The sequence below is a fragment of the Eleftheria terrae genome (assembly GCF_030419005.1).
In the GTDB taxonomy this organism is placed as follows: Bacteria; Pseudomonadota; Gammaproteobacteria; order Burkholderiales; family Burkholderiaceae_C; genus Caldimonas; species Caldimonas terrae.
Genome location: NZ_CP106952.1, coordinates 510,922 through 534,430, shown reverse-complemented (window position 1 = coordinate 534,430; position 23,509 = coordinate 510,922). Strand labels below are relative to the sequence as shown.

Annotated in this window: 19 protein-coding genes; 10 read left to right on the top strand and 9 right to left on the bottom strand. The window is 70.8% G+C overall.

The features are described from left to right. The first annotated feature begins 241 nt into the window (after positions 1–241). Entirely contained in the window at positions 242–1,336 is a 1,095-nt protein-coding gene (locus N7L95_RS26365; protein WP_301260602.1) for a ribonuclease Z, read from the top strand. Positions 1,337–1,585: 249 nt separating this feature from the next. Beyond that, the gene (locus tag N7L95_RS26360) at positions 1,586–3,475 is read left to right on the top strand and encodes a PEP-CTERM sorting domain-containing protein (protein ID WP_301260601.1); all 1,890 of its coding nucleotides are present in this window, start codon (positions 1,586–1,588) and stop codon (positions 3,473–3,475) included. Here the strand turns inward: N7L95_RS26360 and N7L95_RS26355 are convergent. The 3 genes from N7L95_RS26355 to N7L95_RS26345 form a co-directional block, all read right to left on the bottom strand. Then, positions 3,463–3,714 (bottom strand): DUF3297 family protein, encoded by a 252-nt coding sequence (locus tag N7L95_RS26355; RefSeq protein WP_301260600.1) that lies wholly within the window; start codon positions 3,712–3,714, stop codon positions 3,463–3,465. The two genes, N7L95_RS26360 and N7L95_RS26355, sit on opposite strands and share 13 nt — an antisense overlap. Positions 3,715–3,813: 99 nt before the next feature. Next, positions 3,814–4,032, bottom strand: a complete 219-nt coding sequence (locus N7L95_RS26350; RefSeq protein ID WP_301260599.1) for a helix-turn-helix transcriptional regulator — start codon at positions 4,030–4,032, stop codon at positions 3,814–3,816. Beyond that, positions 4,029–4,421: a hypothetical protein gene (locus N7L95_RS26345; protein ID WP_301260598.1), complete on the bottom strand. Its 393-nt coding sequence runs from the start codon at positions 4,419–4,421 to the stop codon at positions 4,029–4,031. The genes N7L95_RS26350 and N7L95_RS26345 overlap by 4 nt, the downstream gene beginning before the upstream one ends. 380 nt (positions 4,422–4,801) lie before the next feature. Here N7L95_RS26345 and N7L95_RS26340 point away from each other — a divergent pair, with 380 nt between their 5' ends. Next, positions 4,802–5,164: a response regulator gene (locus tag N7L95_RS26340; RefSeq protein ID WP_301260597.1), complete on the top strand. Its 363-nt coding sequence runs from the start codon at positions 4,802–4,804 to the stop codon at positions 5,162–5,164. 89 nt (positions 5,165–5,253) lie between these two features. Here the strand turns inward: N7L95_RS26340 and N7L95_RS26335 are convergent, their stop codons facing one another. Then, the gene (locus N7L95_RS26335) at positions 5,254–5,541 is read right to left on the bottom strand and encodes an ATP-binding cassette domain-containing protein (RefSeq protein WP_301260596.1); all 288 of its coding nucleotides are present in this window, start codon (positions 5,539–5,541) and stop codon (positions 5,254–5,256) included. A gap of 874 nt (positions 5,542–6,415) precedes the next feature. On the opposite strand from N7L95_RS26335, the gene N7L95_RS26330 reads away from it, so the two are divergent. From N7L95_RS26330 to N7L95_RS26305, 6 genes are all read left to right on the top strand, one after another. Continuing rightward, a complete protein-coding gene (locus N7L95_RS26330) occupies positions 6,416–8,473 on the top strand; it encodes a TonB-dependent siderophore receptor (protein ID WP_301260595.1) in 2,058 nt (685 codons plus the stop codon). Between the two features lie 45 nt (positions 8,474–8,518). Further along, the gene (locus tag N7L95_RS26325) at positions 8,519–9,247 is read left to right on the top strand and encodes a DUF4198 domain-containing protein (RefSeq protein ID WP_301260594.1); all 729 of its coding nucleotides are present in this window, start codon (positions 8,519–8,521) and stop codon (positions 9,245–9,247) included. Between the two features lie 48 nt (positions 9,248–9,295). Beyond that, a complete protein-coding gene (locus tag N7L95_RS26320) occupies positions 9,296–9,649 on the top strand; it encodes a DUF3649 domain-containing protein (RefSeq protein WP_301260593.1) in 354 nt (117 codons plus the stop codon). Further along, positions 9,646–11,301 carry a PepSY-associated TM helix domain-containing protein gene (locus N7L95_RS26315; protein WP_301260592.1) on the top strand — a complete coding sequence of 552 codons (1,656 nt, stop codon included), beginning with the start codon at positions 9,646–9,648 and terminating at the stop codon, positions 11,299–11,301. Before N7L95_RS26320 ends, N7L95_RS26315 begins: the two co-directional genes overlap by 4 nt. After that, on the top strand, positions 11,298–11,615 hold the full coding sequence (locus tag N7L95_RS26310) for a DUF3325 domain-containing protein (RefSeq protein WP_301260591.1): 318 nt from the start codon (positions 11,298–11,300) through the stop codon (positions 11,613–11,615). The genes N7L95_RS26315 and N7L95_RS26310 overlap by 4 nt, the downstream gene beginning before the upstream one ends. A gap of 484 nt (positions 11,616–12,099) precedes the next feature. Then, positions 12,100–13,776, top strand: a complete 1,677-nt coding sequence (locus N7L95_RS26305; RefSeq protein ID WP_301260590.1) for a methyl-accepting chemotaxis protein — start codon at positions 12,100–12,102, stop codon at positions 13,774–13,776. A 316-nt stretch (positions 13,777–14,092) separates the two neighbouring features. Here the strand turns inward: N7L95_RS26305 and N7L95_RS26300 are convergent, their stop codons facing one another. Together N7L95_RS26300 and N7L95_RS26295 are read right to left on the bottom strand one after the other, a co-directional pair. Continuing rightward, positions 14,093–15,916, bottom strand: coding sequence for a rhamnogalacturonan lyase B N-terminal domain-containing protein (locus N7L95_RS26300; protein WP_301260589.1), 1,824 nt, complete (start codon positions 15,914–15,916; stop codon positions 14,093–14,095). A 199-nt stretch (positions 15,917–16,115) separates the two neighbouring features. Continuing rightward, complete coding sequence (locus N7L95_RS26295; protein ID WP_301260588.1) at positions 16,116–17,273, bottom strand: pectate lyase; 1,158 nt, start codon at positions 17,271–17,273, stop codon at positions 16,116–16,118. Between the two features lie 65 nt (positions 17,274–17,338). On the opposite strand from N7L95_RS26295, the gene N7L95_RS26290 reads away from it, so the two are divergent. Beyond that, the gene (locus tag N7L95_RS26290; protein ID WP_301260587.1) at positions 17,339–17,521 is read left to right on the top strand and encodes a hypothetical protein; all 183 of its coding nucleotides are present in this window, start codon (positions 17,339–17,341) and stop codon (positions 17,519–17,521) included. Between the two features lie 357 nt (positions 17,522–17,878). Here the strand turns inward: N7L95_RS26290 and N7L95_RS26285 are convergent, their stop codons facing one another. From N7L95_RS26285 to cobN, 3 genes are all read right to left on the bottom strand, one after another. Then, entirely contained in the window at positions 17,879–18,457 is a 579-nt protein-coding gene (locus N7L95_RS26285; protein ID WP_301260586.1) for a vWA domain-containing protein, read from the bottom strand. An 86-nt stretch (positions 18,458–18,543) separates the two neighbouring features. After that, complete coding sequence (locus N7L95_RS26280) at positions 18,544–19,695, bottom strand: magnesium chelatase ATPase subunit I (RefSeq protein ID WP_301260585.1); 1,152 nt, start codon at positions 19,693–19,695, stop codon at positions 18,544–18,546. After that, entirely contained in the window at positions 19,692–23,495 is a 3,804-nt protein-coding gene (cobN, locus tag N7L95_RS26275; RefSeq protein ID WP_301260584.1) for a cobaltochelatase subunit CobN, read from the bottom strand. Before cobN ends, N7L95_RS26280 begins: the two co-directional genes overlap by 4 nt. Positions 23,496–23,509 lie beyond the last annotated feature (14 nt).

Here is a 23,509-nt window from a genome sequence, read left to right as displayed (position 1 = left end):
GCCGCTTCGGTGCTGCCGTGGGCGTGCGCGCCTGTCCAGCGGTGCCTCGCAGCACGCTCACCGAGGCGTTGCCGCCCGCCGGGAAGTCCGCGCGCCTTGCGCCTGCGATGGCGGGGCGCAAGGCACGCCGGGCGGCGCGGGGCCGCGCGGCGAGGCGGCTTCACTGCCGGTTGACGCGGGCAGCGTCCACGCGCGCTGCCAAGCGGGCGTCAGTACGCGCTCCGTTAAGCTGCGACACATCATGTCCTTCCTGCTGTCGCCCCGCCTGCTGGACCCGGAGGCCCGCGAACCGGGCCTGATCGTCGATGTGCGCGACCAACGCCGCACACTGTTGTTCGACCTGGGCGAGCTCGACCGGCTGCCGCCGCGCGTGCTGTTGCGCGTCTCGCATGCCTTCGTGACGCACAACCACATGGACCACTTCGCCGGCTTCGACCACCTGCTGGCCGTGGCCCTGGGCCGCATGGCGCGGCTGGTGCTGTGGGGCGGGCCGGGTTTCGTGGACCAGGTGGAGCACAAGCTGCGCGCCTACACCTGGAACGTGGTGCAGCGCTACCCGCTGCCGCTGCGCATCGAAGTGCACGAGGCCCGCCCCGACGGGATGGGCCGCCGCGCCTGCTTCGACAGCCGCGCGTCCTTCGCCCGCGCCGAGGAGGCGACCTTCCCACTCGACGGCGACCTGCTGCACGACGAGGCGGCCTTTCGGGTGCGCGGCCGATTTGTCGACCACGAGATGCCGGTGCTGGCCTTTGCCCTGGAGGAGAAGGCCTGCCTGCGCGTGGCGCCCGACCGGTTGGCCGCCATGGGCCTGACCACCGGTCCCTGGCTTGGCACGCTCAAGCGCGCCTTGCTGACCGGCGCCCCGGCGGACACGCCGATCGACCTGCGCTGGCGCGACCGCCACGGTGAACACGCCATGACGCGCAGCGTGGCCGAATTGCGCCACCTGGTGCTGGACGCGGTGGCCGGGCGCCGCATCGGCTATGTCACCGACCTGCGTCACAGCGAGGCCAATCTCGAGCAGCTGGCCGGCCTGCTGACCGATGTGGACTGGCTCTACATCGAAAGCGTCTTCCTCGACGCCGACCGGGCCCATGCGCTGCGCAAGAACCACCTGACCGCCCGCCAGGCCGGCGAGATCGCCCGGCGGCTGGGGGCCCGGGCGCTGCAGCCCTTCCACTTCTCGCCGCGCTACCGGGGCCGGGAGGCGGAGCTCATGGCCGAGGCGCATGCCGCCTGGGGCGGCCCGCCCTGCAAACCGCCGGCCGGCGCGGCATCGGCAGCGACACTGGCAGGTGCCGCCCCGGCCGACCGGCCTCCGGCAAGCGCCCGCTGACGGCGGCTTGCACTTGAGCCGGGTCCCGGGGGGACCGAGACGGCGGGCCCGGTGCCGACGGCATACCGACCGTCACACACCTCTGCACCCCCCGGTGGGACGCTGGTCGTCGCCGCGGCATCGTGCCGCAGGCCGTCGTGCAGGCGATGCCCTGCCTGCCGGGTGGATCAGGCCAGCCTCGTGCCGAGCGGGACCCTCCCCCCGCCGTGCGGCCATGACGCCGCCTTGTGTGACTCGAGGAGGTCTTCCATGAAATCGACACTCGTGGCCTTCACCCTGCCCTGCCTGTGCCTGGCAGCGTCCGCTGCGCCGGGCCCTGGCGCCTGGACAGCAGCCGAGGATCTGGTGGTGCGGGACGGCGAGCTGCTGTCCATCACCGGCTCGGCGGGTGAGTCCTGGGAGCAGCAAGGGCGGCGCATCCTGGTCGACGGCGGGCGGCTCGAGATGTTCTTCTTCCGCGCCTCCCTGCGCTTCGACGGGCCGATCGACGTGGCACGCGGCAGCATGTCGGTGGACAGCCCCTGGACGCTGTTCCACAGCACCGCCGACTGGCGGGTGGGCCGCGCGGGCACGCTGACCTTCAGCAGCAACCCGAGGGACGAGCGCTGGCGGCCCGTCGACTTCACCGGTGGCAGCATCCGCAACGACGGCGTGCTGCAGTTCGCCGATGCCATCGTCCAGGTGCCCAGCAGCGTGTTGTCGGGCCGCGGCGAGATCCAGGTGCTGCGGAGTGCTTCAGTGTCGGTGCACGACTCGCTCGACAGCCGGGCGCTGCTGCTCGACGACCCGTACCTGCAGCCCAACCTGGGCTGGTTTCATTCGGTGCTCAACGTGTCGGGCCGGCTCACCGTCGACCGGCTCGTCTGGCGAGGCGCAGAGCTGCAGGTGCGTGGACCCGCCACCGTGCGGGGACTGGCCGAACTGTCGGGCCACACCTATGACTCGCAGGGCACCCTTCCCGCCAAGCATCTCGAGGCCGACTTCCACTTCAACGGCGGCGTGCAGTGGGCGGGCGATGCCCACCTGCTGGGCGCCGGCCGCATCGCAGTGGCCGCCGGCACGGTCTTCGAGGACCGCGTCCCGAGGGACCTGCCCAGCACGGACGGCCAGTCATCGCTCCCGGTGGAGATCGGCGTGTTCGCCTTCGACAACCGCGGCACTTACCTCAAGACCGGTGCGGGACGCACCCACATCGACAGCACCTTCGTCAACACCGGCATCGTGCGGGTCACTGACGCTGGCACGCTGGCCTTCCACGGCGCCCTGGACAACACCGGCACCCTCGAGGCGGTTCGCTCGCGCATCGAGGTGCGCGGACCATTGGCCCAATGGAACCGCAGCCGGGCCAGCCTGACGGGCGGCCGGTATGTCATGCGCGACGGCACGCTGCAGCTGCAGCCGGCCGGCATCGACGCCTACCCCTGGTTCGGCATCGAGGACAGCGCGGCCACCCTGATCCTGGACGGGCCCGATGCACGGCTGGAGAGCGTCAATGTCTGGGGGCAGGTGCTGAGCCCGCTGGGGGCGCTGCGCAGCAACCGCGGTGAACTGCAACTCTTGAACGCAGCGGCGATGACCGTGCAGCAGCTGTCGAACACCGGCACCGTCGTCATCGGCGAGCACAGCCGGCTCAGCGCCGTTGGCGGGTTCGGTCAATCCGGCGCCGATGCCGCGACATGGCTCGACGGCGAGCTCCAAGGGGTGGCCAGCCTGCACGAGGGACGCTTCGGCGCCGGCCAGGATGGCACCGTCGGCCTGGGGCTGCTGCAGCAGGCGTCCTTCGGGGAGGGGCTGCGGTTCGAGGTCGACATCCTCGCACCGGCCCGCTTCGACCAGCTGCACGCCCGGGCATCGCTGACGCTGGGCGGTACCCTCCAAGCCACCTTCTCGGACAACGCGGTGGCTGCCGGCCGCTTCCGTCTGCTCAGCGCCGACGCGGGGGTCTTCTCGCAGTTCAGCGAGTTGAGCAGCAACCTGGACCCAGCCGCCTACCGCCTTTCGGCCGTCTACGGTGCGGGCTTCATGGACCTGGTGGTGAGCGCGGTCCCTGAACCGGAAACGGCCCTGCTGCTGACCCTGGGCCTCGGCATGATGGTCATGCGCGCGCGCCGGCGGCCACCGGTGCATCACTCCTTGTAGGAGGCCTCGACCTTGCCGTTCAGCTTGATCGTCAGCGGGTTGCCCTTGCGGTCCACCGTGCGGCCGGCCGGCACGCGGATCCAGCCTTCGCTGATGCAGTACTCCTGGACGTCAAAGCGTTCCTTGCCATTGAAGCGGATGCCGACTTCATGCTCGAACACCGCCGCCACATGGTGCGGGCTCTTGGGGTCGATCGACAGGCGGTCGGGCAGCGGAGGCAGGTCTCGGGGCTCGGTCATGGGCGAGTGGCTCCAATCGGTGAATGAAAAGCCGCCATTGTCCTCCCTGGCGCGTGCCGGCCCTCGCCCGGCACGCCACGCCATTCGGCACGCGGCCGCTCAGCCACCTGGCGGCGCGCCTGCGCCGGGGTCGTCCTCGAACAGCGCCTCGATCGGCAGGCCGAAGATCCGCGCCAGCGCAAAGGCCAGCGGCAGGCTGGGATCGTAGCGGCCGTTCTCGATCGCATTGACCGTCTGCCGCGACACCGACAGCCGCGCCGCCAAATCGCCCTGCGACCATCCACGTTCGGCCCGCAGGGCCTTGAGGTGGTTCTTCACCGGTAGCGCCGCGCCGAGAGCAGCACGCCCACCATCCACAGCAGGCCCATCACCGGCCACACCACCAGCAGCGGCACCGACGGGAAGCCCACCATCTGCAGGAAGCCATAGCCGAAGGTCAGCAAGGCGGTGCCGGCGAAGGCAAAGGCCATGGCCTCGAACTGGACGCGCCGCTGCAGTTCGTCGATGCGCCGCAGCTGCCTCAGCGCCACCCAGCACACCAAGCCGCCCGGCACCATCGGCGCCAGGGCGATGCCGGCACGCAGCGCAGCGTCATCGGTCACCCACGAACGCAGGGCGACGATGGCCAGCGTGAGCACCACCGCATAAAGCACCATCGTGACGCCGAGTTCGGCCCGGTAGCGTGCGGCGGGTCGGGTGGGCTGCATCGCGCCTCCTGGAAGAAATGTAAAGGACGCTTTCCATTGTGCGCCGAAGCCCACGGGGTGTAAAGCGCGCTTTACCAAACGGCTGGCGCCGCCGCGGTGCGCCGGTATCGCGGAGGACGTGGTGCGCCACCCGCTGGTGGCCCCATCGTCGAGGCCTACGACGCATCGCAGCAGCGCGGGCAGCGGATGCGGCCCGCCCACAAGACGCCCGGGCAGCAGCCCGGTCGCGGCCCCGCTAACATCGCTGCGCATGACCATGTGGAACTAACCCATGCGAGCTTTGCTCGGACCGGAGCGCCCCCACCGTTTTTTCCGGGAGGCGCTTCCTTTGTGCCGGTCGCAAGGCCGGGCACGTTCGTCCACCAGCCGCTGCTGACACCATGAACAGACCCAAGAGAATCCTTGTCGCGGACGACAACCGGGATGCCGCCGACTCCCTGGCGGTGGTCCTGCAGATGTGTGGACACGAGGTGCGGGTGGCCTATGACGGGGGGCATGCGGTGGCCCTGGCCGAAGAGTTCGGCCCGGACATCGTGGTGCTGGACATCGACATGCCGGTCATGAACGGCTACGAGGCAGCTCGCTCGCTGCGGCATCTCGCTGGCGAACGCCTGGTGCTGCTCGCCGTGACCGGGGTGCCGCAGGCAGACGGCCAGGCAAAGGCGGCCGATTGCGGGTTCGATGCGCACTTCCTGAAACCGGTGGGGGTGGAAGCCCTGGAGGACGCGATGCGGTCGAAGTGAGGCTGCGCGCACGCCCCCATGACCAGGCCGCCGGGGCGGCCTGGTTCGGCGTGAGCCCGTGAGCCCGTGAGCCCGTGAGCCGGGCCCGCTCATGCCAGGGGCCGCCCGACGCAGTGCAGTGACGAGGCGGCCCGACCGGCCAGCAACACCAGGGGCACCCCGGGCCGGTCGGGGTGGGGCAGCACCGCTGCCGACACACCGCAGGCCCGTTCCGGCGCGGCGGGCGCCATGACCCCGTCGGGCGGGTCGCCAGCCGCGGTGAGGCCGACCGCCAGCTGCAGCAAGCGGGCGCACCAGCAGGCCGCCAGGTTGAGGCCGTGCCGCACAGCCACCACCGCCACTCTGTGCTCGTGCGCGAGCGCGCGTGTCGCCGCCATCAGCGGCCGCTGGTGCAAGGGGGTCCTGGCCGGACGTTGGCCCGTCCAACGATAGGATTTGCCCGGCGGCGCCTCTCGCCGCGCCGGCCAGCACCGGCCGCAGCACCCGGGCGCACTGCACCCGCTGCTGCTCGCGCCCGGACAGCTGCCGGTAGCGCCGGCCAACGGGGTCGATCGCCTCTATCCGGGCCCGGCGGCGCCCGGCCCAGCAGCGGCACCGCCGAGGCAGGGACGGCGCCCATCGCCACCACATCCTTCATCGCCTGCTCGAACGCCAACCAGGGGCGCAGGAGCAGCCCTGCCCGGCGCCGCGCCAGCTCGGCCGGACGCCCGCCGGGCAAGGGACACGCAACCAGCGACCCACGCCCGCCACGCAGGCCCCGAATGCCGGCCAGGCAACGAGCAAGGAACTCCCGGCAGCCCCGTTAGCGCCCCGCACCCCGGCCCCTCGCATCGGCCGCATCCAGCCACGCCGGGCCCCGATGGGTCCCTGCATGGGACGCACCTCAAATTTCGTTAACATATAATACGAATCATTCGCATTTAAAGTATAGTGCCGCCCTCAGCCCCACCTGCCTGTACAGCGCTCCTTCGACCGGTGTCCTTTGCTTCACGTGCAGCCAGTTCCTAGCCGCTGGACAGCGCCCACCTCTTCCGCCAGCACGGTGCCTGCGCAACACCTCGGGTGTTCGGGGCCGTGCCGTGGACGGCGCCATCCGGCCTTTCCTTGAAGACCATGCGACATCTCCCGCCTGCCCCTGCCACTACCGCGCTCCATGCTCCTCGACGGATCGCCAAATGCATCCCCGTCGCCGCCGCGGCCTGCCTGTGCTGCACCACCTGGGCCCAGGAGGCGCATTCCTCCGTCACGACCTTGGACGCCATCAGCGTCAAAGGCGTCCGTGAGAGCGCCTCGACCCGCTTGCCGCTCACCGTGCGCGAGACGCCCCAGTCGGTGAGCACGGTGGAGCGCAAGCAGATCGAACAGCGCTCATTGACCAGCGTGGACACGGTGCTGCGCAGCACCACCGGCATCCATGTCAGCTTCTTCGACACGCAGCGCCCGCTCTATTACGCCCGCGGCTTCCAGGTCACCGACTTCCAGGCGAACGGCCTGCCGACCTATAGCGCCAGCACCAACCAGGAGTTCGACACCGCGCTCTACGAGCGCGTCGAGATCGTGCGCGGCGCCAATGGCATCCTGACCGGCGTCGGCACGCCTTCGGCCACCATCAACCTGATCCGCAAGAAGCCGCAGCGCCAGTTCGGCGGATCGGCATCCCTGTCGGTCGGCAGCTGGGACTACTACCGCGCCGAGCTGGACCTGAACGCACCGCTGACCGCCGATGGCAGCGTGCGCAGCCGCTGGGTGCTGGCGCCGCAGAAGCGCCACAGCTTCCGCGACCGCTACCAGGAAGACAAGTACGCCATGCTCGGCGTGGTGGAGGCCGACCTGGGCCAGTCCACGGTCGCATCGGTCGGCTACCAGCGCCAGAAGAACGACCCGACCGCCGGCATCTGGGGCGCGATCCCGCGCTTCACCTCGGACGGCGGGCTGGCCAGGCTGCCGGTGTCGACCAGCTTCTCTCCGTCGTGGACGCGCTGGTCGCGCGAGTCGGGCACCCTGTTCGCCACGGTGGACCACCAGTTCAGCGACCAGTGGTCGCTGAAGGCCAGCTACAACCACACCGAGGGCAAGACCTTCAGCCTGCGCACCTACGGCTATGGCACCACCGTCAACAACGCGCCCTTCCCCGACCGGAGCACGGGCGCGGGCGTGCGGCTGTATGGCGCGGTCAGCGGCGGCACCGAGGAGCAGGACACGCTGGATGCGCACCTGGTCGGCAAAGTCGGCCTCGGCGGTCGCCTGCATGACGTCACGGTCGGCTTCAGCAGCCTGCGCACCACCAACCACACTGACAGCTACACCAGCCTGTCCTCGGGGCCGAACACGTACAGCTACACGATTCCCAATGTCTTCACCTGGGACGGCTCGGCGCCGCGACCCGTCTACCGCCGCACCGGGGCCTTCAACGAGCAGCGCACGCGCCAGGACGCGGTGTATGCCTCGGCGCGCTGGCGGCTGGCCGACCAGCTGGCCGTGCTCACGGGGGTGCGCTTCACCAACTGGCGCCGCCACACCGACAACTACAACACCGCCGGCGCGTATGCGAGCACGACCGGGCGGCAGTCGGTCAAGCGCGAGCCGTCGCCCTTCCTGGGCGTGGTGTACGACCTGAATCCGCATCTGTCCGCCTATGCAAGCCACACCGGCATCTTCAATCCGCAGAACTACAAGGACCGCAACAACCAGCCGCTGGACCCCGTCAAGGGCGTGAGCAACGAGATCGGCATCAAGGGCGAGTGGCCGGCGCAGCAGCTGTCCGGCTCGTTTGCGGTGTTCGAGGTCAAGCAGGACAACTACGGCGTGCGCGACAGCACCCAGCCGACCGGCAGCCTGCCCGACGGCGCCTCGGCCTACGTGGGCGTGGACGGCACGCGCACCATCGGCTGGGAAGCCGACCTGGCGGCACGGCTCGCGCCCGGCTGGCACGTCACCGCCGGCGTGACGCGGGCCCGCACCCAGCGCAACGCGGCCGACCTGACCTATGCCAACCTGCCCGAATGGCAAGCCAAGCTGGGCACGCAGTACCGCTTGCCGGCAGCGCTGCAGCCACTCGAAGTGGGCGCGGAGCTGCTGTGGCAGGGGCGCATGGATGCGGTCAACGTGCCGAGCCCGTCCGGGCCGGCCAGGGTGAGCCAGTCGCCGTTCGGCCTGCTCAACCTCAATGCCAGCTGGCGCTTCACCGAGTCCACCAGCCTCAACCTGGCGGTGTTCAACGCGCTGGACAAGCGCTACTGGGCGACGCTGGACTATCCCAACTATGGCGAGCCGCGTTTCATCAGTGCGACGCTGCGCACGCGGTTCTGACGGCGGGCGCTGCCCCGCAAGCCAAGCACTTCCCAAGGAGAAAGCATGAAACTCACCATCGCCACGCTGGTGCTTGCCAGCTGTGCCATGACGGCCCAGGCCCACCAGGTCTGGCTGGAGCAGGACACCCAGGGCGCGACGCTGTATTTCGGCGAGTACGGCGACAACCTGCGCGAGGCCTCGCCGGGCCTGTTGGACAAGTTCGTCAAGCCGGTGGGCCGCAAGCTGTCGGCCAAGGGGGCCGAGCCGCTGCCGTTGAGCAAGACCGCCACCGGTTTCGTGCTCGCCGGCCGCGCCGCGCGCGGCGAATCACTGGTGGCCGAGGAGCCGGCCTACCCGATCTCAGAACGCAGGCAGGGTGATGCGGTCACCCGCAGCCTGTATGTACCGGCCGCCAGGCTCGTCACCGATCTGTCCAAGCAGGAGCCGGCGCTGACGCTTGACCTCGTGCCCACCGGGCAAGGCAGCCAGGGCAGCGCCCAAGTGCAGGCCTTCTACAAGGGCAAGCCGCTGCCCAAGGCGAAGGTGAGTGTCGTCACCGCCTCGGGCTGGGCGCGCGAGTACCACGCCGACGATGCCGGCAGGCTCACCGTGAACCTGCCGTGGCAGGGCACGTATGTGCTGGAGCTGGCGCACACCGACACCGCCGGGGGCGAGCGCGGCGCCGAGAAGTGGGATCGCGCCACCTACGTCACCTCGTTGACCCTGGTGCGGGCCGAAGGGCTCCCCGCCCTGCCGGCGCCCCAGCCGGCCGCCCCGAACCCGGCTGACTGACGCCAGCCGCAGTTGCCCACCGCCAAACGCCCTCGCAGCAGAGTCCCGATGGCAGACACGTCCAGGCCCGAACCCCATCGCCACGGCCGCAAAGGCCCGATTCTTCGCCGAAGCAGCCGCCTGCGTCGGCGCCTGGCGGTCGCCTCGCGCGTGCTGGCGGCCATCGGGGGCGGCTATGCGCTGTCGGCGCTTGCCGCCACGGTGATGGCCATCCACCTGCCTACCAGCCGGGTCGAGGCGGCTGTTGCCGGCATGCTCGCGTCGTTCGTCATCTACACCGGCGCGGTGGTGTGGGTGTTCGCCGCGCGCAGCGCCTGGCGCGCCTGGCTGGGCCTGCTGGCGCCCGGCGTCCTGCTGGGCGGCTTGCTGCTCCTCCACCTCCATGCAGGGAGTGCCACATGAAGGAAGGCTTCCGGCAGTCGATGAGCTGGCTGCACACCTACAGCGGCCTGCTCGTCGGGTGGGTCCTGTTCATGGTGTTCGCGGCCGGCACGGCCTCCTACTTCAAGGACGAGATCAGCTTCTGGATGCGGCCCGAGCTGCACCTGGCGGACCTGCACGCGCCGCCGCAGGCCGAGGTCGCGGAGCGTGCCTTTGCCGCCTTGCAGCAGCGCGGCGCCCAGGGCCAGCGCTGGTTCGTCACCTTGCCGACCGAGCGCGAGCCCGGCGTGCGCGCGAGCTGGATGCGGGCGGCCGTGCCCCGGGGCCAGCCGGAGGCAGCACCCGAGCCCGGCGTGAGCCGGCGCGGGCGCTTCGACTCCGCACTGCTGGACGCCACCACGGGCCGGCCGCTCCAGGCCAGCCGCGACACGCGCGGCGGCGAGTTCTTCTACCGCCTGCACTTCGACCTGCACTACATGCCGCCGCTGTGGGCCCGCTGGATCATCGGCTTCTGCGCGATGTTCATGCTGGTGGCCATCGTCTCGGGCGTGGTCACGCACCGGCGCATCTTCGCGGACTTCTTCACCTTCCGCCCCGGGAAGGGCCAGCGCAGCTGGCTGGACGCGCACAACGCCGTCGCGGTGCTGGCGCTGCCGTATCACCTGATGATCACCTACACCGGCCTCGTCACGCTGATGCTGATGTACATGCCATGGGGTCCGCAGCTGACCTACAAGGGCGACACGAGCGCCTTTCTCGCCGAGGTGTTCCCAGCCAACGGCCCCCGCGACCCCAAGCCCTCGGGCATCAGCGTGCCGATGGTGCCGGTGGGGCCGCTCGTCACGCAGGCCACGTCCCGCTGGGGCGGTGCGCCGGTGGGCCGGATCACGGTGAACAACCCGAACGACGCGGCCGCCACCATCGTCCTGTCGCGGCAGGAGGGGCACGACATGTCCTCCACCCAGCCCGCCATGACGTTCAGCGGCGCCACCGGCCGGTTGATCAGCGAAGTTGGCGAAGAGCCGGGGGCCGCCACCGCCACCCGCAGCGTGCTGTACGGCCTGCACATCGGCCGCTTCGGCGACCCGCTGCTGCGGGCGTTGTTCTTCCTTTCCGGCCTGGCCGGCTGTGTGATGGTGGCCACCGGCCTGCTGTTGTGGGCGGTGAAGGAGCGCAACAAGTACAGCAAGGCCGCGGCGCGCGGCTTGGGCGCGGGCTGGGCCTTGCGCCTGGTCGACGGATTGAACGTGGGCACGATCGCCGGCCTGCCGATCGCCATGGCGGCGTTCTTCTGGGGCAACCGGCTGCTGCCGCTGCAACTGCACGAGCGTGCGCAAGCAGAGATCCATCTGTTCTTTGCCGCCTGGGCGCTGGCCGCCATCGCCGCACTGGCACGGCCCACCCGCCGCATGTGGCTGGCACAACTGGGCATCGCTGCCTTCCTGTTCGGCGCCATCCCGCTGCTCAACGCCCTCACCACGGACACCCACCTGGGTGCGACGCTGCCGGCCGGCTTGTGGCGGGTGGCCGGCTTCGATCTGGTCTGCCTGGCGATGGGGGCCGCCTTTGCCTACAGTGCCTGGTGGCTTGCGCGCAAGGACGGCCGGCCGATGGTCCGCAAGCAGCCGGCCCATGCCACCGGGCTGCTGGCCGATGTGAAAGGCGCCCGGTGAAAGGCGCGCTGCTTGCCTTCGCCGGCTTGGCGGCATGCCTGGGTTTCACGGCCCTCGCGCTGGCGATGGACCGGCATTTCGAAGGGTGCTTCGGCCGTGGCCGGCAGCCGGGCCGGCTGCGGCCCTTCCTGCGGGTGGGCGGCGCGCTGGGGCTGGCGGCCTCCCTGCTCGCCAGCATCGCTGCACGAGGTGCCGCGCAGGGATGGGTCCTCTGGTTCGGCGTGATGACCGCCGCCGCCATGGCGGTGGTGCTGGTGCTCAGCTGCGCGCCGGCAGCGACCCCCCGATCAGCGCAGGCGCGGTCCGAGGGCTAAGAGCGGCTAACAAAACTCAGCGCAGCGGTTCTGGCTAGGCGCGCCGCCGCAGACAGTACGACCGGTACGGCAAGGCGGCGCAACGACGCCAGAAGAGTTTTGTTAGCCGCTCTAAATCGCGCCGGCCTGCACACCAGGCGCTCCGGGCCGAACGGCGCCGGCCTGCGAGTGCGTCCGGCTGTCGGAGGTGGGCCGCTCAGCCGGGAATCCACGTCGCGCGCGACGAGCAGGCGCCGGCAATGATCTGAAGCGATTGCGACGCAGTGTGTCGCCGAGGTGGCGCCGGTCGCAAGGGGCCAGTCGCCCCAGCGCCTGCAGGACCGGGTGGACGACAGCACCCGCCACTGCGCCAGAAGTGCGGCGGTGTTCACGGCGGCCCGGCCTGTCGGGCCGCGCCGGCCCCATCCACTAAAGCCCTCCGGCGGCCTGCCGATAACGGGTCAAATGCCCTCGCCGGGGCAAGCCCTTCGTCCCAGGAACCGCAATGAAGCTCCAGATCAAGCACGCATATAGCTACGGCGCCGCTCTCCTCATGGTGCTTGGCGCAGCCACCATCGGCGCTGCTGCCATGAGCAACCGCAGCAGCGCGCTGGCTGACGAGACCGCGGCCAGGCGATACCAGTCGTACCTGTTGGCCGACGAACTGCGGCAGAGCTCCGACGACCTGACCCGACTCGCGCGCACCTACGTCGCCAGCGGTGAAGACAAATGGGAGAAGCAGTACTTCGAGATCCTCGACATTCGCAACGGCAAGCTGCCACGTCCGCAGGCCTACGAGCGGATCTATTGGGACTTCCGCGCGGCAGACGTGCAGAACGTGCGCCCGGCCGGCGAGACGGTGCCGCTGCTCGACCTGATGAAGCAAGCCGGCTTCGCCGACAACGAGCTGGCCAAGCTGGCCGAGGCCAAGGCCAATTCAGACGACCTGGTGCGCACTGAAACGATCGCCATGAACATGGTGAAGGGCCTCTACGACGACGGCAAGGGCGGATTCACCCGCCAGGCCGAGCCGGACAAGGCCAAGGCACTCGAGATGATGCATGACCTGGCGTATCACCAGAACAAGGCCAAGATCATGAAGCCGGTGGATGAGTTCCTGGTTCTGCTGGACCAGCGCACCGCAGCGGAACTGGCCACCGCGGTGGCTGCCCGCCAGCGCTGGTCGCAAGCCGCCATGGCTTCCACCGCAACGCTCATCGTGATCATGTTCACCGGCTTGCTGTATTTGCGCCGGCGCACCAGTGCCGTGCTCGGCGACGTGGGCCGCGTGGCTTCCGGCATTGCGGCCGGGCGGCTCGACCAGTCGATCGACCTCGGCGTGGCGGGTGAAGAAGGTGATCTCCTGCGCACCATGCACCGCATGCAGCAGCAGTTGTCCGATGTCGTGGGCACCATTCGCAGCGGCGCCGACAGCGTGGCGACGGCCAGTTCACAGATTGCCCAGGGCAACCAGGACCTCAGCCAACGCACCGAACAGCAGGCCAGTGCCCTCCAGCAAACGGCAGCGACGATGGAGCAGCTCGGCAGCACCGTGCGCAACAACGCCGACAGTGCCGCACAGGCCAACCAACTGGCGCTGGGTGCCTCGTCGGTCGCCGCGCGGGGCGGTGACGTGGTGGGCAAGGTCGTCTCCACCATGCAGGGCATCAGCGACAGCAGCCGCAAGATCGGCGACATCATCGGCGTGATCGACGGCATCGCCTTCCAGACCAACATCCTGGCGCTGAACGCGGCGGTGGAAGCGGCTCGCGCAGGTGAACAGGGGCGCGGCTTCGCGGTGGTGGCTTCCGAAGTGCGCAGCCTGGCACAACGGAGTGCGGGGGCCGCCAAGGAGATCAAGTCCTTGATCGGGCGCAGTGTGGAACAGGTCGAGCAAGGCACGGTGCTCGTGGACCAGGCCGGCAGGACGATGGATGAAATCGTCGGCTCGATCCAGCGCGTGAGCGACATCGTGGCGGAGATCACGTCGGCCAGTGCCGAGCAGAGCTCCGGGGTGCAGCAAGTGGGCAATGCCGTGACCCAGATGGACCATACCACCCAGCAGAACGCCGCGCTGGTGGAAGAAAGTGCCGCCGCCGCCGAAAGCCTGAAGGGCCAGGCCCGGCAACTGGTTCAAGCCGTGGCGGTGTTCCAGCTGCCCGCCAAAGCCGGGTCGCGCTGAGGCCCGGCACTGACACCGACGACCGTCGGTGCGCGCAGGGCCCGGCGAGGCGGCCCCGTGCGCCATGCAAGCGTGGCTCGCCGCGCCGGCGACGCCCCGGCAGCCACGCCTGTGACTGCATCAGGGCGACACCGTCCTGCAGGCGCCCCTGGCAGGGCCTGAAGCATCGCTGTACCCACCTCGATGTTTCGCGATCCCGGCTTCTTGCTGCGGCTGCGCGAGCAGCTGCGGGCACCGATGCGCGGACGCCGTTGCGACCCACCCAGGCGCCCTGCCTCCAACCTGCCGGCCAGCGACTGCTGTGCGTCGCCTGGCTTCAGCGGGCGCGCACCAGATCGATCGCGTCATAGGCGAACCCCGGGCTCAGGAAGCGTTCGCCACTTGAGCCGCTGGCGACACGCAGCGTCAGCACGTTGTCGCCGACCACCAGCGCGCTGGCCGGGATGGTGTAGCTGTACAGCGTGTTGTTGCCACGGTAGGTGCCCACCGTCAGCATCCGCGTCTTGGGCTGCGCCGATGCAGCCGGGACCGGTGAGGTCCATTGATTGACCTGCACCACCGGCCGGCCTCCCGAGTGGGCGGTGGTGATGCCGGCTCGCAGCGTGTAGCTGCCCAGCTGCTCGCGCGTGAGCTTGAAGCGCACCGACACCGCGCCATTGACCGACTTCCACTGCGCCGCCGGAAAGCCGGTGGCCGCCTTCGACAGGCCGACCACATAGGGCGGCACCGACCAGGGCGCCATGCGGATGTCGGAGGGGTGCATGCGGGTCAGCTTGTCGCCATTGAGCAACTCCAGCGGCGTGCCGTCCCAGTCGCCGATGCGCCACAGCGCCGGCTCCTTGGCGGGATCGCCCGCAGGCGTGAGGGTGTGCAGCACGGTGGTGCGCCCCGGGCTGACCGTGACCGTGCGCGTGTCGACCGCCAGCTCGTTCTTGTACACCGTCATGGTGTAGGTGCCCGGCAGCATGCCGGTGGCCCTGTAGTGGCCTTTCTCGCCGACGACGTCGGCCCAGTACTGGGCCGCCGGGCTGGAGAACCCCACGGTGTAGCCATGCCGGGCGTCCCGGCCGGCAATGCCGACCCCGGCCACGCCGCCCCGCCCTGCGGCGCCGACATATCCCTTCAAGCCCATGCCAGCCAGCCAGGCGGTGTCGATGGCACCCGGGGCGCTGCCGTCGGTGAAGGCCAGCGTATAGGCGTTGAGGATGCCGGTGCGGAAGGCCTCGGTCTGCGCCTCGCCGTAGTTGATGATGTAGGTCAGCTCCTGGTTGCGGTCGGTGCCCTGGTTCAGCAGGCTGCGGTAGAAGGGGCCGCCGGAGTTGCCTTCGTTGTTGTCGCGCACGATCCACAGCCCGGCCTGCGGCCCGGTGGCGCCGATGTGGCGCCAGTCCTTCAGCCGCATGTTCGAGTAGTGCTTGGACCGGGTCTCGCCATTCGGCATGCCGAAGATGTCGGACGCCTCGATCGCCCCGACGTTGCCGCGGATGTCGGACGCCTCGGGCCCGTTCGGCAGCACCCCCACCGGCACGCGCAGGATGAAGCGCGCCAGGTTCAGCGTGTCCGGCTCGCGCGTGAAGTGGGTCGCCATGTAGATGTGCGGCTGGCCTCGTCGGGCCAGGTAGTAGTGCGTGAGCGGACCGGCCTGTACCGTCACCCTGATGTGGTCCGCATCGAGCTGCAGCGCGTCGACCTGCACGGCCGACACGCCGTTGTAGAGGTAGTCGAAGCCCGAATTGAGCTGGCTGCCGCGCGAGGCGTCCTGGTACTGCACACCCTTGTAGACCAGCGATGCAATGTCGCCGGGCGACTGCGTGCTCACGCCGTTGTCGCGGCGGCGCACCTTGAAGACCAGGCCCGCACCGGTATCGACGGTATAGAAGTTGTCGTCGGCCTGCAGCGAGAAGCCCGCCAGGGCGCTCGCGTCCGCGGACGTCGTTGCGGCATGGAGGGCGGGTTCGGTCTGCGCCAGGAAGGCGTCGGCAGCTGCATCGTCGACCCGCTCGGCCGGCGCCGCGGCGGCACCGCCGGATGCCGGCGCAGGCACGGTCGCCGTGGCGGTTTCGGCGCTGGCGCCGGTCGTGTCCGACGATCCTCCGCCGCAGGCGGCAAGGGTGGCACACAACAGCAGGGATGCGGACAAGGCAGGCTTCATGGGGTCTCGCCGTGGAAAGGTGAAGATGGTGGAGAGGATCGGGAAGGCGGCCAGGCGCCCGGCCCGGCCGCATGGCTGCGGCTCGCGGGCCGCGCGGCAGGCGGCGCACGCGGTCGGGGCTGCCGCCGGCAATGCGGCGGCGGCACGGGCTGCCCCGGGACGCTTCAGGCCCCCGGGACAGTCGGGTTCAATGCAGGCCGCAGCTGCGGTACTTGCCCTTGGCGTAGCAGACCGTCTTGACGTTGTTCAGCTCTGCCTGGCTCAGCGCGAACCTGCTGCGGGCGCAATCGGAGCGGAACACGGCTTCCTTCACCTCCGACAACCTGGCGCGCTGCACCGTCACCTGCACCGGATAGCACTTGCCGCCGTTCTCGCGGAACAGCTTGCTGGTGCCGACCACCACCACGTTCTCGAGCGTGAAGGTGGTGGCGGCGTTGAGCTGGAAGAACTTGTCCGCGGCGTCGTAGCCGGTGATGTTGCGCACCGTGACCTTGCCGGCCGCCTTGACGGTGAGCGCGTCTTCCCCGACGTTGCTCCAGGTGACGTTGTCGATGGTGGCGTCGCCATAGACGTGGACGCCGTCCACCCCGTTGTTGCCGATGATCACGTTCTTCAGCACACCGCCCTTCTCCACCAGGAAGGCCGGCGCCTGGTGCTCGTCCTGCGATCCATCGCCGAAGGTCGGGTTGTAGGTGCGGCACTGGCCGTCGAAGACCTGTCCGGCCTTGACGACGTACGTCTTCTCGAGGGGCACCGAGCCGGTGGACTGGCAGCTCGCGCCGGTGGCGGGGCCGGCGTTGCCGGGCGGGGGAGGGCCGCCGTCGTCGGGGGGCAGCTCGCCGCCGTCGCCCGGCGGGAGGCCGTTGTGCGCATACACCTCGAACTCCGCGATCTGCGGTGCTGCATGCGCCTGGTCGATGAACAGGTCCAGCTTGCTGCTCTTCACCGGCGTGAAGCGGATGAGCTTGTCCGCCCCCAGCGTGGTGCCCGAGGCGAGCAGCTTGCCGCTGTCGTGGTTCACGAGGCGCCAGCGCACCACGCTGTTCGTCAGCTCATGCACCTTCGCCGAGCCCACCGTGGACGAGAAGCCCTTGGCGGAGATGCGTTGGGCGTTCGCCGAGGCGGGTTGCCAGTAGGTGTCGGTGTCGCCGTCGACCACCCGTGCATAGCTCGACCCGCCGGCCTTGCTGCTGCCATCGGCGCTGACCGCGAGGTTGCCGCCGGCGGCCACCGCCATGGCAGCGGCCGTCTCCACATAGCCGGCATCCACGCCCTGCGAGGACGCGCCGAGGCCCTCTTCAGTGCCTCCTCCACCGCCACCACATGCCGAGAGTACGGCGCTCAACACCGCCATCGCGGCGGTTTTGCCCAGGAGGGATCTTTCAATGTTCGACACGCTGCAACCCATCTTTGGAAGCTTCCATCACCCCGTCGGCCGCTCAGGCAGCCGCACCATTTCGATGCAACGATGAAGCGTTCTGCCTGTGCCCTTTGAATGCCAATGACTGCCCTTCGCGCGGCCCGGCCTTCCGCGGCGGTGCCATCACCGGCGCTTTGGAGCAGGCGCTGATGCGCGAGGGCATTGTGTGGTGATTCCCTCAGGGTCCCGGCCCTCCGATCGGAAGGTGCCGACCGTCCATCGCCTGCAAGGGGCGGCCCGGGCTCCGGGCAAGGGATGTCCCTGGGTTGACGAAAGCAGGGCGCGACAGCAGCGCTCGCGGCGGCCGCCACCGGGTATGCGTTGTTCCTCTGTGCGCCATCGCCTGCGGCGGCGCTTGCGGGCCCTTTGCAGGCGCCCCAAACCAGTGCGTCGCGCTCGACGAGATCGGCCCCAGCCCCCGGCAAGCACGCAGCATGGCCGGTGCGCCGGGGCCGACGGCGGCAAGCCGGCTGGCCTGCCGCCGCTGTGGCCACATCACCCGCAAGCGGCTGGGCGAGGGCCGTGCAGGCTCACAGCTGCGCCGCCAGGTCGCCCGCCAGCAGGTACTCGGCGCCCCAGTCGCGCGCCAGCTCGGCTGCCCGGCCCAGGCGCAGGCGGCCGTCTTCGAAGTCGATCACGCGCACCTCGTCGGCGGCCTCGGGCCGCAGCGGGCGCTCGGGAAAGCGACCATCGGTCAGCAGCCACAGGCAGCACGCCTGCTGACGCGCCCTGCGACGTTCGCGGTCGAGCAGCGCCTGGGCCTGTTGCAGCCCCGTGACCAGCGACGTACCGCCACCTCCACCAATGGGCGCCACCCGTGCGGCCGGCCATCGACCGGCACGGCCAGGCGCGATCACCAGCTCGACGCGGCCGGCCTGGAAACACAGCAAGGCGACACGCTCCCGGCGCTGGTAGGCCTGCTGTGCGAGCGCCAGCACCACACCCTTGGCCAGCGCCAGCCGGCCATGCGCCAGCATCGACGCCGACACGTCGAGCAGGAAGCAATGCAGCCGCCCCCCACCGGCCTGTTCGGCCCGCCAGCGCAGGTGGCGCCGCTGCAGGCGTGCGGCGCCACGCGCCGCCAGGGTGCGGGTCCAGTCCGGCGTCACCGAATGCCATGCGTCGGGACGCTCCCGGCCGGGTCCTGGCCACCGCGGGCCCGATCGATGGCGGGCCGCCGGGTCGGTGCGGTGGCTCAGGCTTTTTTTGCAGCTGGCTCGCGCAAGGCACGCAAGGGCTTCACCGGCGCCAGGCCGGCCGGCTCGGGAGGCAGTGCCCCCCAGTGCGCCGCCTCGCCGTGCGCGGGTGCACCGGGCGCTGCGACCGGGTCGGCGGCCGGGGCCCCGCCGCCCCGGGTCGCCGCTGCAGGCAAGGGCCCCGCACCTGCGGGCGGCGGCCCTGCCTCGCCGGGCGCCGGTGTCCGCTCGGCAGGGGCGGCCCCGGGCGGCCGGCGGTGTGCCAGCACCAGTTCGGACACCTGCTGCACATGGGCCGGCTCGATGGCCGCTGCGCCCTGCCAGGCCGCCAACGCGCGGGCGGCCCGCAGCATCACCAGGTCGGCCCGCAGGCCGTCCACCTCGGCGGCGATGCACAGGCGGCTGACCTGCACATGCAGCTCATCGTCGAACGGCAGCGCCGAGCCCTGCGCCAGGCGAGCCCGGGCCGCTGCCAGGCGAGCCGCCAGCGCCGCCTGCGCCGGCGCATGGCGCTCGCGGAAGGACAGCGGATCGGCATCGAAGGCCAGGCGCTCGCGCACCACCGCGGCCCGTTCCTCCGCGTTGGAGAGGTTGGACAAGCGCACACACAGGCCAAACCGGTCGAGCAGCTGGGGCCGCAGCTCGCCCTCTTCGGGGTTCATCGTGCCCACCAGCACGAAGCGCGCGGCATGCCGGTGCGAGATGCCATCGCGCTCGATCACGTTGACACCGCTGGCCGCCACATCGAGCAGCACATCGACCAGCGGATCGGGCAACAGGTTCACTTCATCCACATACAGCACGCCGCCATGCGCCCGGGCCAGCAGGCCCGGCGCAAAGCGCAGCCGGTGCCCGGCCAGTGCCTCCTGCAGGTCGAGCGTGCCGACCAGGTGCTCCACCGTGCCGCCCAGCGGCAGCGCGACAAAGGCGGCATCGGGCAGCAGCTCGGCCAGGGCTCGCGCCGCAGTGGACTTTGCCGTGCCGCGCGGGCCTTCGATCAGCACCCCGCCCAGCGCCGGGTCCACCGCCGCCAGCAGCAAGGCGGTGCGCAGCGAGGCCGGGCCGGCCAGCGCACTGAAGGGAAACAGGGGTGGCAGGGCCGCCTGGCCGGCCGGCAGCTCGTGGCCCGGCAGCGCGTGGGGGGCGGTCATCGTGCGGTTCCTTCCATCTCTTGTTCGTGGGCCAGCAGCAGGGTTTCCAGCGCCTCGCGGTAGCCGCCGGGTTGCTGCCAGAGGCCACGCTGCATGGCTTCCAGCAGCCGGTTGAGCATGTCGCCCAGGGCGCGCGGGTTGTGTCGCTCGACGAAGGCGCGGGTGGCGTCATCCAGCACGTAGGCATCGGCCACCAGCGCGTACTGGTGGTCGCCCAGCACGCGGGCGGTGGCGTCGTAGCCGAACAGGTAGTCCACCGTGGCCGCCATCTCGAAGGCGCCCTTGTAGCCGTGGCGCTTCACCCCGTCGAGCCACTTGGGGTTGACCACCCGGGCCCGGACGACCCGCGCGATCTCCTCCCGCAGGGTACGGATGCGCGGTGCCTGCGGGTTGGCATGGTCGCCGTGGTAGAGGGCCGGCTGGCGCCCGCTCAGGCTGCGCACCGCGGCCGCCATGCCGCCCTGGTACTGGTAGTAGTCGTTGGAATCGAGCAGGTCGTGCTCGCGGTTGTCCTGGTTGTGCGCCACCACGTCGATCTCGCGCAAGCGGCGCGTCAGCGCCTCGGCCGCCGGCTGCCCCGCGGCGTCCTGCCCATAGGCATGGGCGCCCCAGGCCACATAGGCGTCACGCAGGTCTTCATCGGTCTGCCATTGCCCGTGGTCGAACAGCGGCTGCAGGCCCGAGCCGTAGTGCCCCGGCGGCGAGCCGAACACCCGCCAGCCAGCCTGCAGCCGCGCCGCCTCGGGCGCCAGGCCGGCGGCCGTCAGGGCATCTCGCTCGCGCAGCACCCGGGCACGCAAGGGATTCTGGCTGGCGTCTTCATCCGCCTGCGCCACCACCGCCTGCACCGCGGCATCGAAGAGCTGCACCGCGGCCGGAAAGGCGTCTCGAAAGAAGCCGGAGATGCGCAGGGTGACGTCGATGCGCGGCCACCCCAGCACCGCCACCGGCAGCACCTCGATGTCCACCACCCGGTGGCTGCCGGGCGCCCAGCGCGGGCGCACGCCCATCAGCGCAAAGGCCTGGGCCAGGTCGTCGCCGCCGGTGCGCATGGTGGCGGTGCCCCACACCGACAGGCCCACCGCCCGCGGATAGTCGCCCTGCTCCTGCAGATGCCGCTCGACCAGCAGGCGGGCCGACTTGAGGCCGAGCGTCCAGGCGGTCGGGGTCGGCACGGCACGGGTGTCCACGCTGTAGAAGTTGCGGCCGGTGGGCAGCACGTCCGGCCGGCCACGGCTGGGCGAGCCGCTCGGGCCGGGGGGCACGAAGCGGCCCTGCAGCCCGCGTGAGAGCTGCTGCAGTTCCTGCGGGCCACAGGCGTCCAGCCGCGGCGCCAGGTCGTCATGCACGCGCTGCAGCACCGCGGCCGCCTGTGGCAGGCCGGGCGGCACCGCCGCGTCCAGCAGCGCCTGGGCCAGCAACTCGAGGCGCTCGCGGGTGTCGCCCTCGTGGCGCCAGGGGGCGTCGCTCACGGCCGCCAGCAGTGGCGGCCGCGGGCCCTGCCAGGGAAGCGCCGCGTCGATCGACAAAGGGTCGAATGCGTGCCCCGGGAACAGGTCGCGGGCCAGCGCCTGCAACAGGCTGGCCTGGCGGCCCTGCCCGTCGCCGGCCGGGAAGCGGGCCAGCGCCACCAGGGTGTCGCGCCGCTGGCGGCCTTGCGGGGAAACGCCGAAGACATGCAGGCCGTCGCGGATCTGGGTTTCCTTCAACTCGCAGAGGTAGGCATCGACCCGTGCCAGCAGGCCGTCGTCGTCTTCGGCGGATGGCGCGTCGAGTTCCTCGTGCAGGCGCTGCCGGCGCACCTCGGCCAGGATCTGCGTGCGCAGCTGGGCCGCGCGGCGGGCATCCAGCAACAGGGCTTCGTAGTACTCGTCGACCTGGCGCTCCAGGTCCTGCAGCGGCCCATGGTTCTCGGCCCGCGTGAGGGGCGGCATCAGGTGGTCGATGATCACGGCCTGTGCGCGCCGCTTGGCCTGCGCCCCTTCGCCGGGATCGTTGACGATGAAGGGATAGAGATGGGGCCAGGGGCCAAGGATGGCGTCCGGCCAGCAGCTGCCGGACAGCGCCACGCTCTTGCCCGGCAGCCATTCCAGGTTGCCATGCTTGCCCACATGCACCACCGCGTCCACCCCGAAGGCCTGCCGCAGCCAGAAGTAGAAAGCCAGGTAGCCGTGCGGCGGCACCAGCTCGGCATCGTGGTAGCTCGCGGCGCCAGCCTCGCCATAGGCGCGGGCCGGCTGGATGCCGATGAAGACCTGGCCCAGCCGCAGGCCGGCGATCATGAAGCGGCCCTGCCGCACCAGCGGATCCTGCTCCGGCGCCCCCCAGCGGGCGGTGACCGCGGCCGCCATGCCGGCAGGCAAGCGCGCCAGTGCGGCCAGGTAGTCGGCCATGGCCAGGCTTTGCCAGGCCGGGCGCAGCGGCCATTGCGAGGGGTCGGCCGCAATGCCTTGCTGCAAGCGGCGCATCAGCGCATCCCCATCGGCCGGCAGCGCGTCGAGCCGGTAGCCCTCGCGCTGCAGCAGGCGCAGGATCTCCATCACCGAGGCCGGCGTGTCCAGCCCCACGCCGCTGCCCAGGCGCCCATCGCTGCCAGGGTAGTTGGCCAGCACCAGGGCCAGCCGCTTCTCTGCCACAGGCAGGCGCCGCAGCCGCACCCAGCGCCGCGCCAGCTCGGCCACGAAGTGGCAGCGCTCCTCGTCCGGCTGGTAGGCCACCACGTCGCTCTGCGTCAGCTCGCAGCGGTAGGCCAGGCCCTTGAAGCTGATGGCACGGGTCACGATGCGGCCGTCCACCTCCGGCAGGGCCACCTGCATCGCGATGTCGCGGGGCCGCAGGCCCTGGGGGTCGGCCAGCCAGTCGTCGCGGGCCGATCCGGCCACCAGCACCTGCAGCACCGGCGCGTCGCCGGCCAGCGGCTCGGCCAGCTCGCCCGACAGCGCGGCGAACGCGGTGCTGTTGAGCACCAGGTCCACCGACTGCTCGGCACACAGCTGGCGCAAGGCGGCCAGGCAGAGGGGCTCCTTCAGCGAATCAAGCGCCACCGGCAGCGGATTGAGCCCACGCTGCAGCAGCGCCGCCGCCAGGCTGTCGAAGGCCGCCGTGTTGCCGGATTGCAGGTGGGAGCGGTAGAACACCAGCGCCACCACCGGGGCGCCCGGCTGCCAGCCGGCCCGCACTTCGTCCAGCGTGGCGGCAGCACCGTGGTGGCGTGCGCCGGCCGCCGGGGCCTGCAGGCAGGGCGGCCGGTACAGCGCCACCTGCGGCAGGGCCGTCGGCGGCAGCGGCGGCTCGCCCCAGCCGAGACCGTCGTGGGCCAGGCTGCGCAGCAATTGCCGCGCGTTGTGCAGGCTGCCGGCCCGCAGGTACTGCCACCACTGGCGGCACAGCGCCTCCGGCAGCGTGCTCTTGCGCAGCAGGTTGACGTCCTCCTGCAGGTCGCCCGAGAACATCGCCAGCCGCAGCCCCCGTGCCGAGGCCAGCTCGCCCAGCCGCTGCACGCCGTAGGGCCAGGCCGACTCGGCACCCAGGTGGTCCACCAGCACCACCCGGGCATGCTGCAGCACCTCGTCCACATACAAGTCGAGCGACGCCGGCTGCCGCAGGAACATCAGGTTGGCCAGCCGCAGGCCGGGCCAGCCGGGCTCGCCCGCCTGCAGCTCGCGGTAGGCCCGGGCCAGCAGCGACAAGGTGGTGTCGGCCGAACTCAGCACCACCAGCTCGGCCGGGCTCTGGCCGAGTCGCATGACCGCGCCCTCGTCCTCGACGAAACCGCCGGGGCGGGTGCTGAGCAGGTGCATCGCGGGGGGATGCC

Excerpts from the sequence above, each read along its gene's own strand:
- N7L95_RS26365 (WP_301260602.1), top strand. The coding sequence starts at position 242 with ATGTCCTTCCTGCTGTCGCCCCGCCTGCTGGACCCGGAGGCCCGCGAA.
- N7L95_RS26360 (WP_301260601.1), top strand. The coding sequence starts at position 1,586 with ATGAAATCGACACTCGTGGCCTTCACCCTGCCCTGCCTGTGCCTGGCA.
- N7L95_RS26355 (WP_301260600.1), bottom strand. The coding sequence starts at position 3,714 with ATGACCGAGCCCCGAGACCTGCCTCCGCTGCCCGACCGCCTGTCGATC.
- N7L95_RS26345 (WP_301260598.1), bottom strand. The coding sequence starts at position 4,421 with ATGCAGCCCACCCGACCCGCCGCACGCTACCGGGCCGAACTCGGCGTC.
- N7L95_RS26340 (WP_301260597.1), top strand. The coding sequence starts at position 4,802 with ATGAACAGACCCAAGAGAATCCTTGTCGCGGACGACAACCGGGATGCC.
- N7L95_RS26335 (WP_301260596.1), bottom strand. The coding sequence starts at position 5,541 with ATGGCGGCGACACGCGCGCTCGCGCACGAGCACAGAGTGGCGGTGGTG.
- N7L95_RS26325 (WP_301260594.1), top strand. The coding sequence starts at position 8,519 with ATGAAACTCACCATCGCCACGCTGGTGCTTGCCAGCTGTGCCATGACG.
- N7L95_RS26320 (WP_301260593.1), top strand. The coding sequence starts at position 9,296 with ATGGCAGACACGTCCAGGCCCGAACCCCATCGCCACGGCCGCAAAGGC.
- N7L95_RS26315 (WP_301260592.1), top strand. The coding sequence starts at position 9,646 with ATGAAGGAAGGCTTCCGGCAGTCGATGAGCTGGCTGCACACCTACAGC.
- N7L95_RS26305 (WP_301260590.1), top strand. The coding sequence starts at position 12,100 with ATGAAGCTCCAGATCAAGCACGCATATAGCTACGGCGCCGCTCTCCTC.
- N7L95_RS26280 (WP_301260585.1), bottom strand. The coding sequence starts at position 19,695 with ATGACCGCCCCCCACGCGCTGCCGGGCCACGAGCTGCCGGCCGGCCAG.
- cobN (WP_301260584.1), bottom strand. The coding sequence starts at position 23,495 with ATGCACCTGCTCAGCACCCGCCCCGGCGGTTTCGTCGAGGACGAGGGC.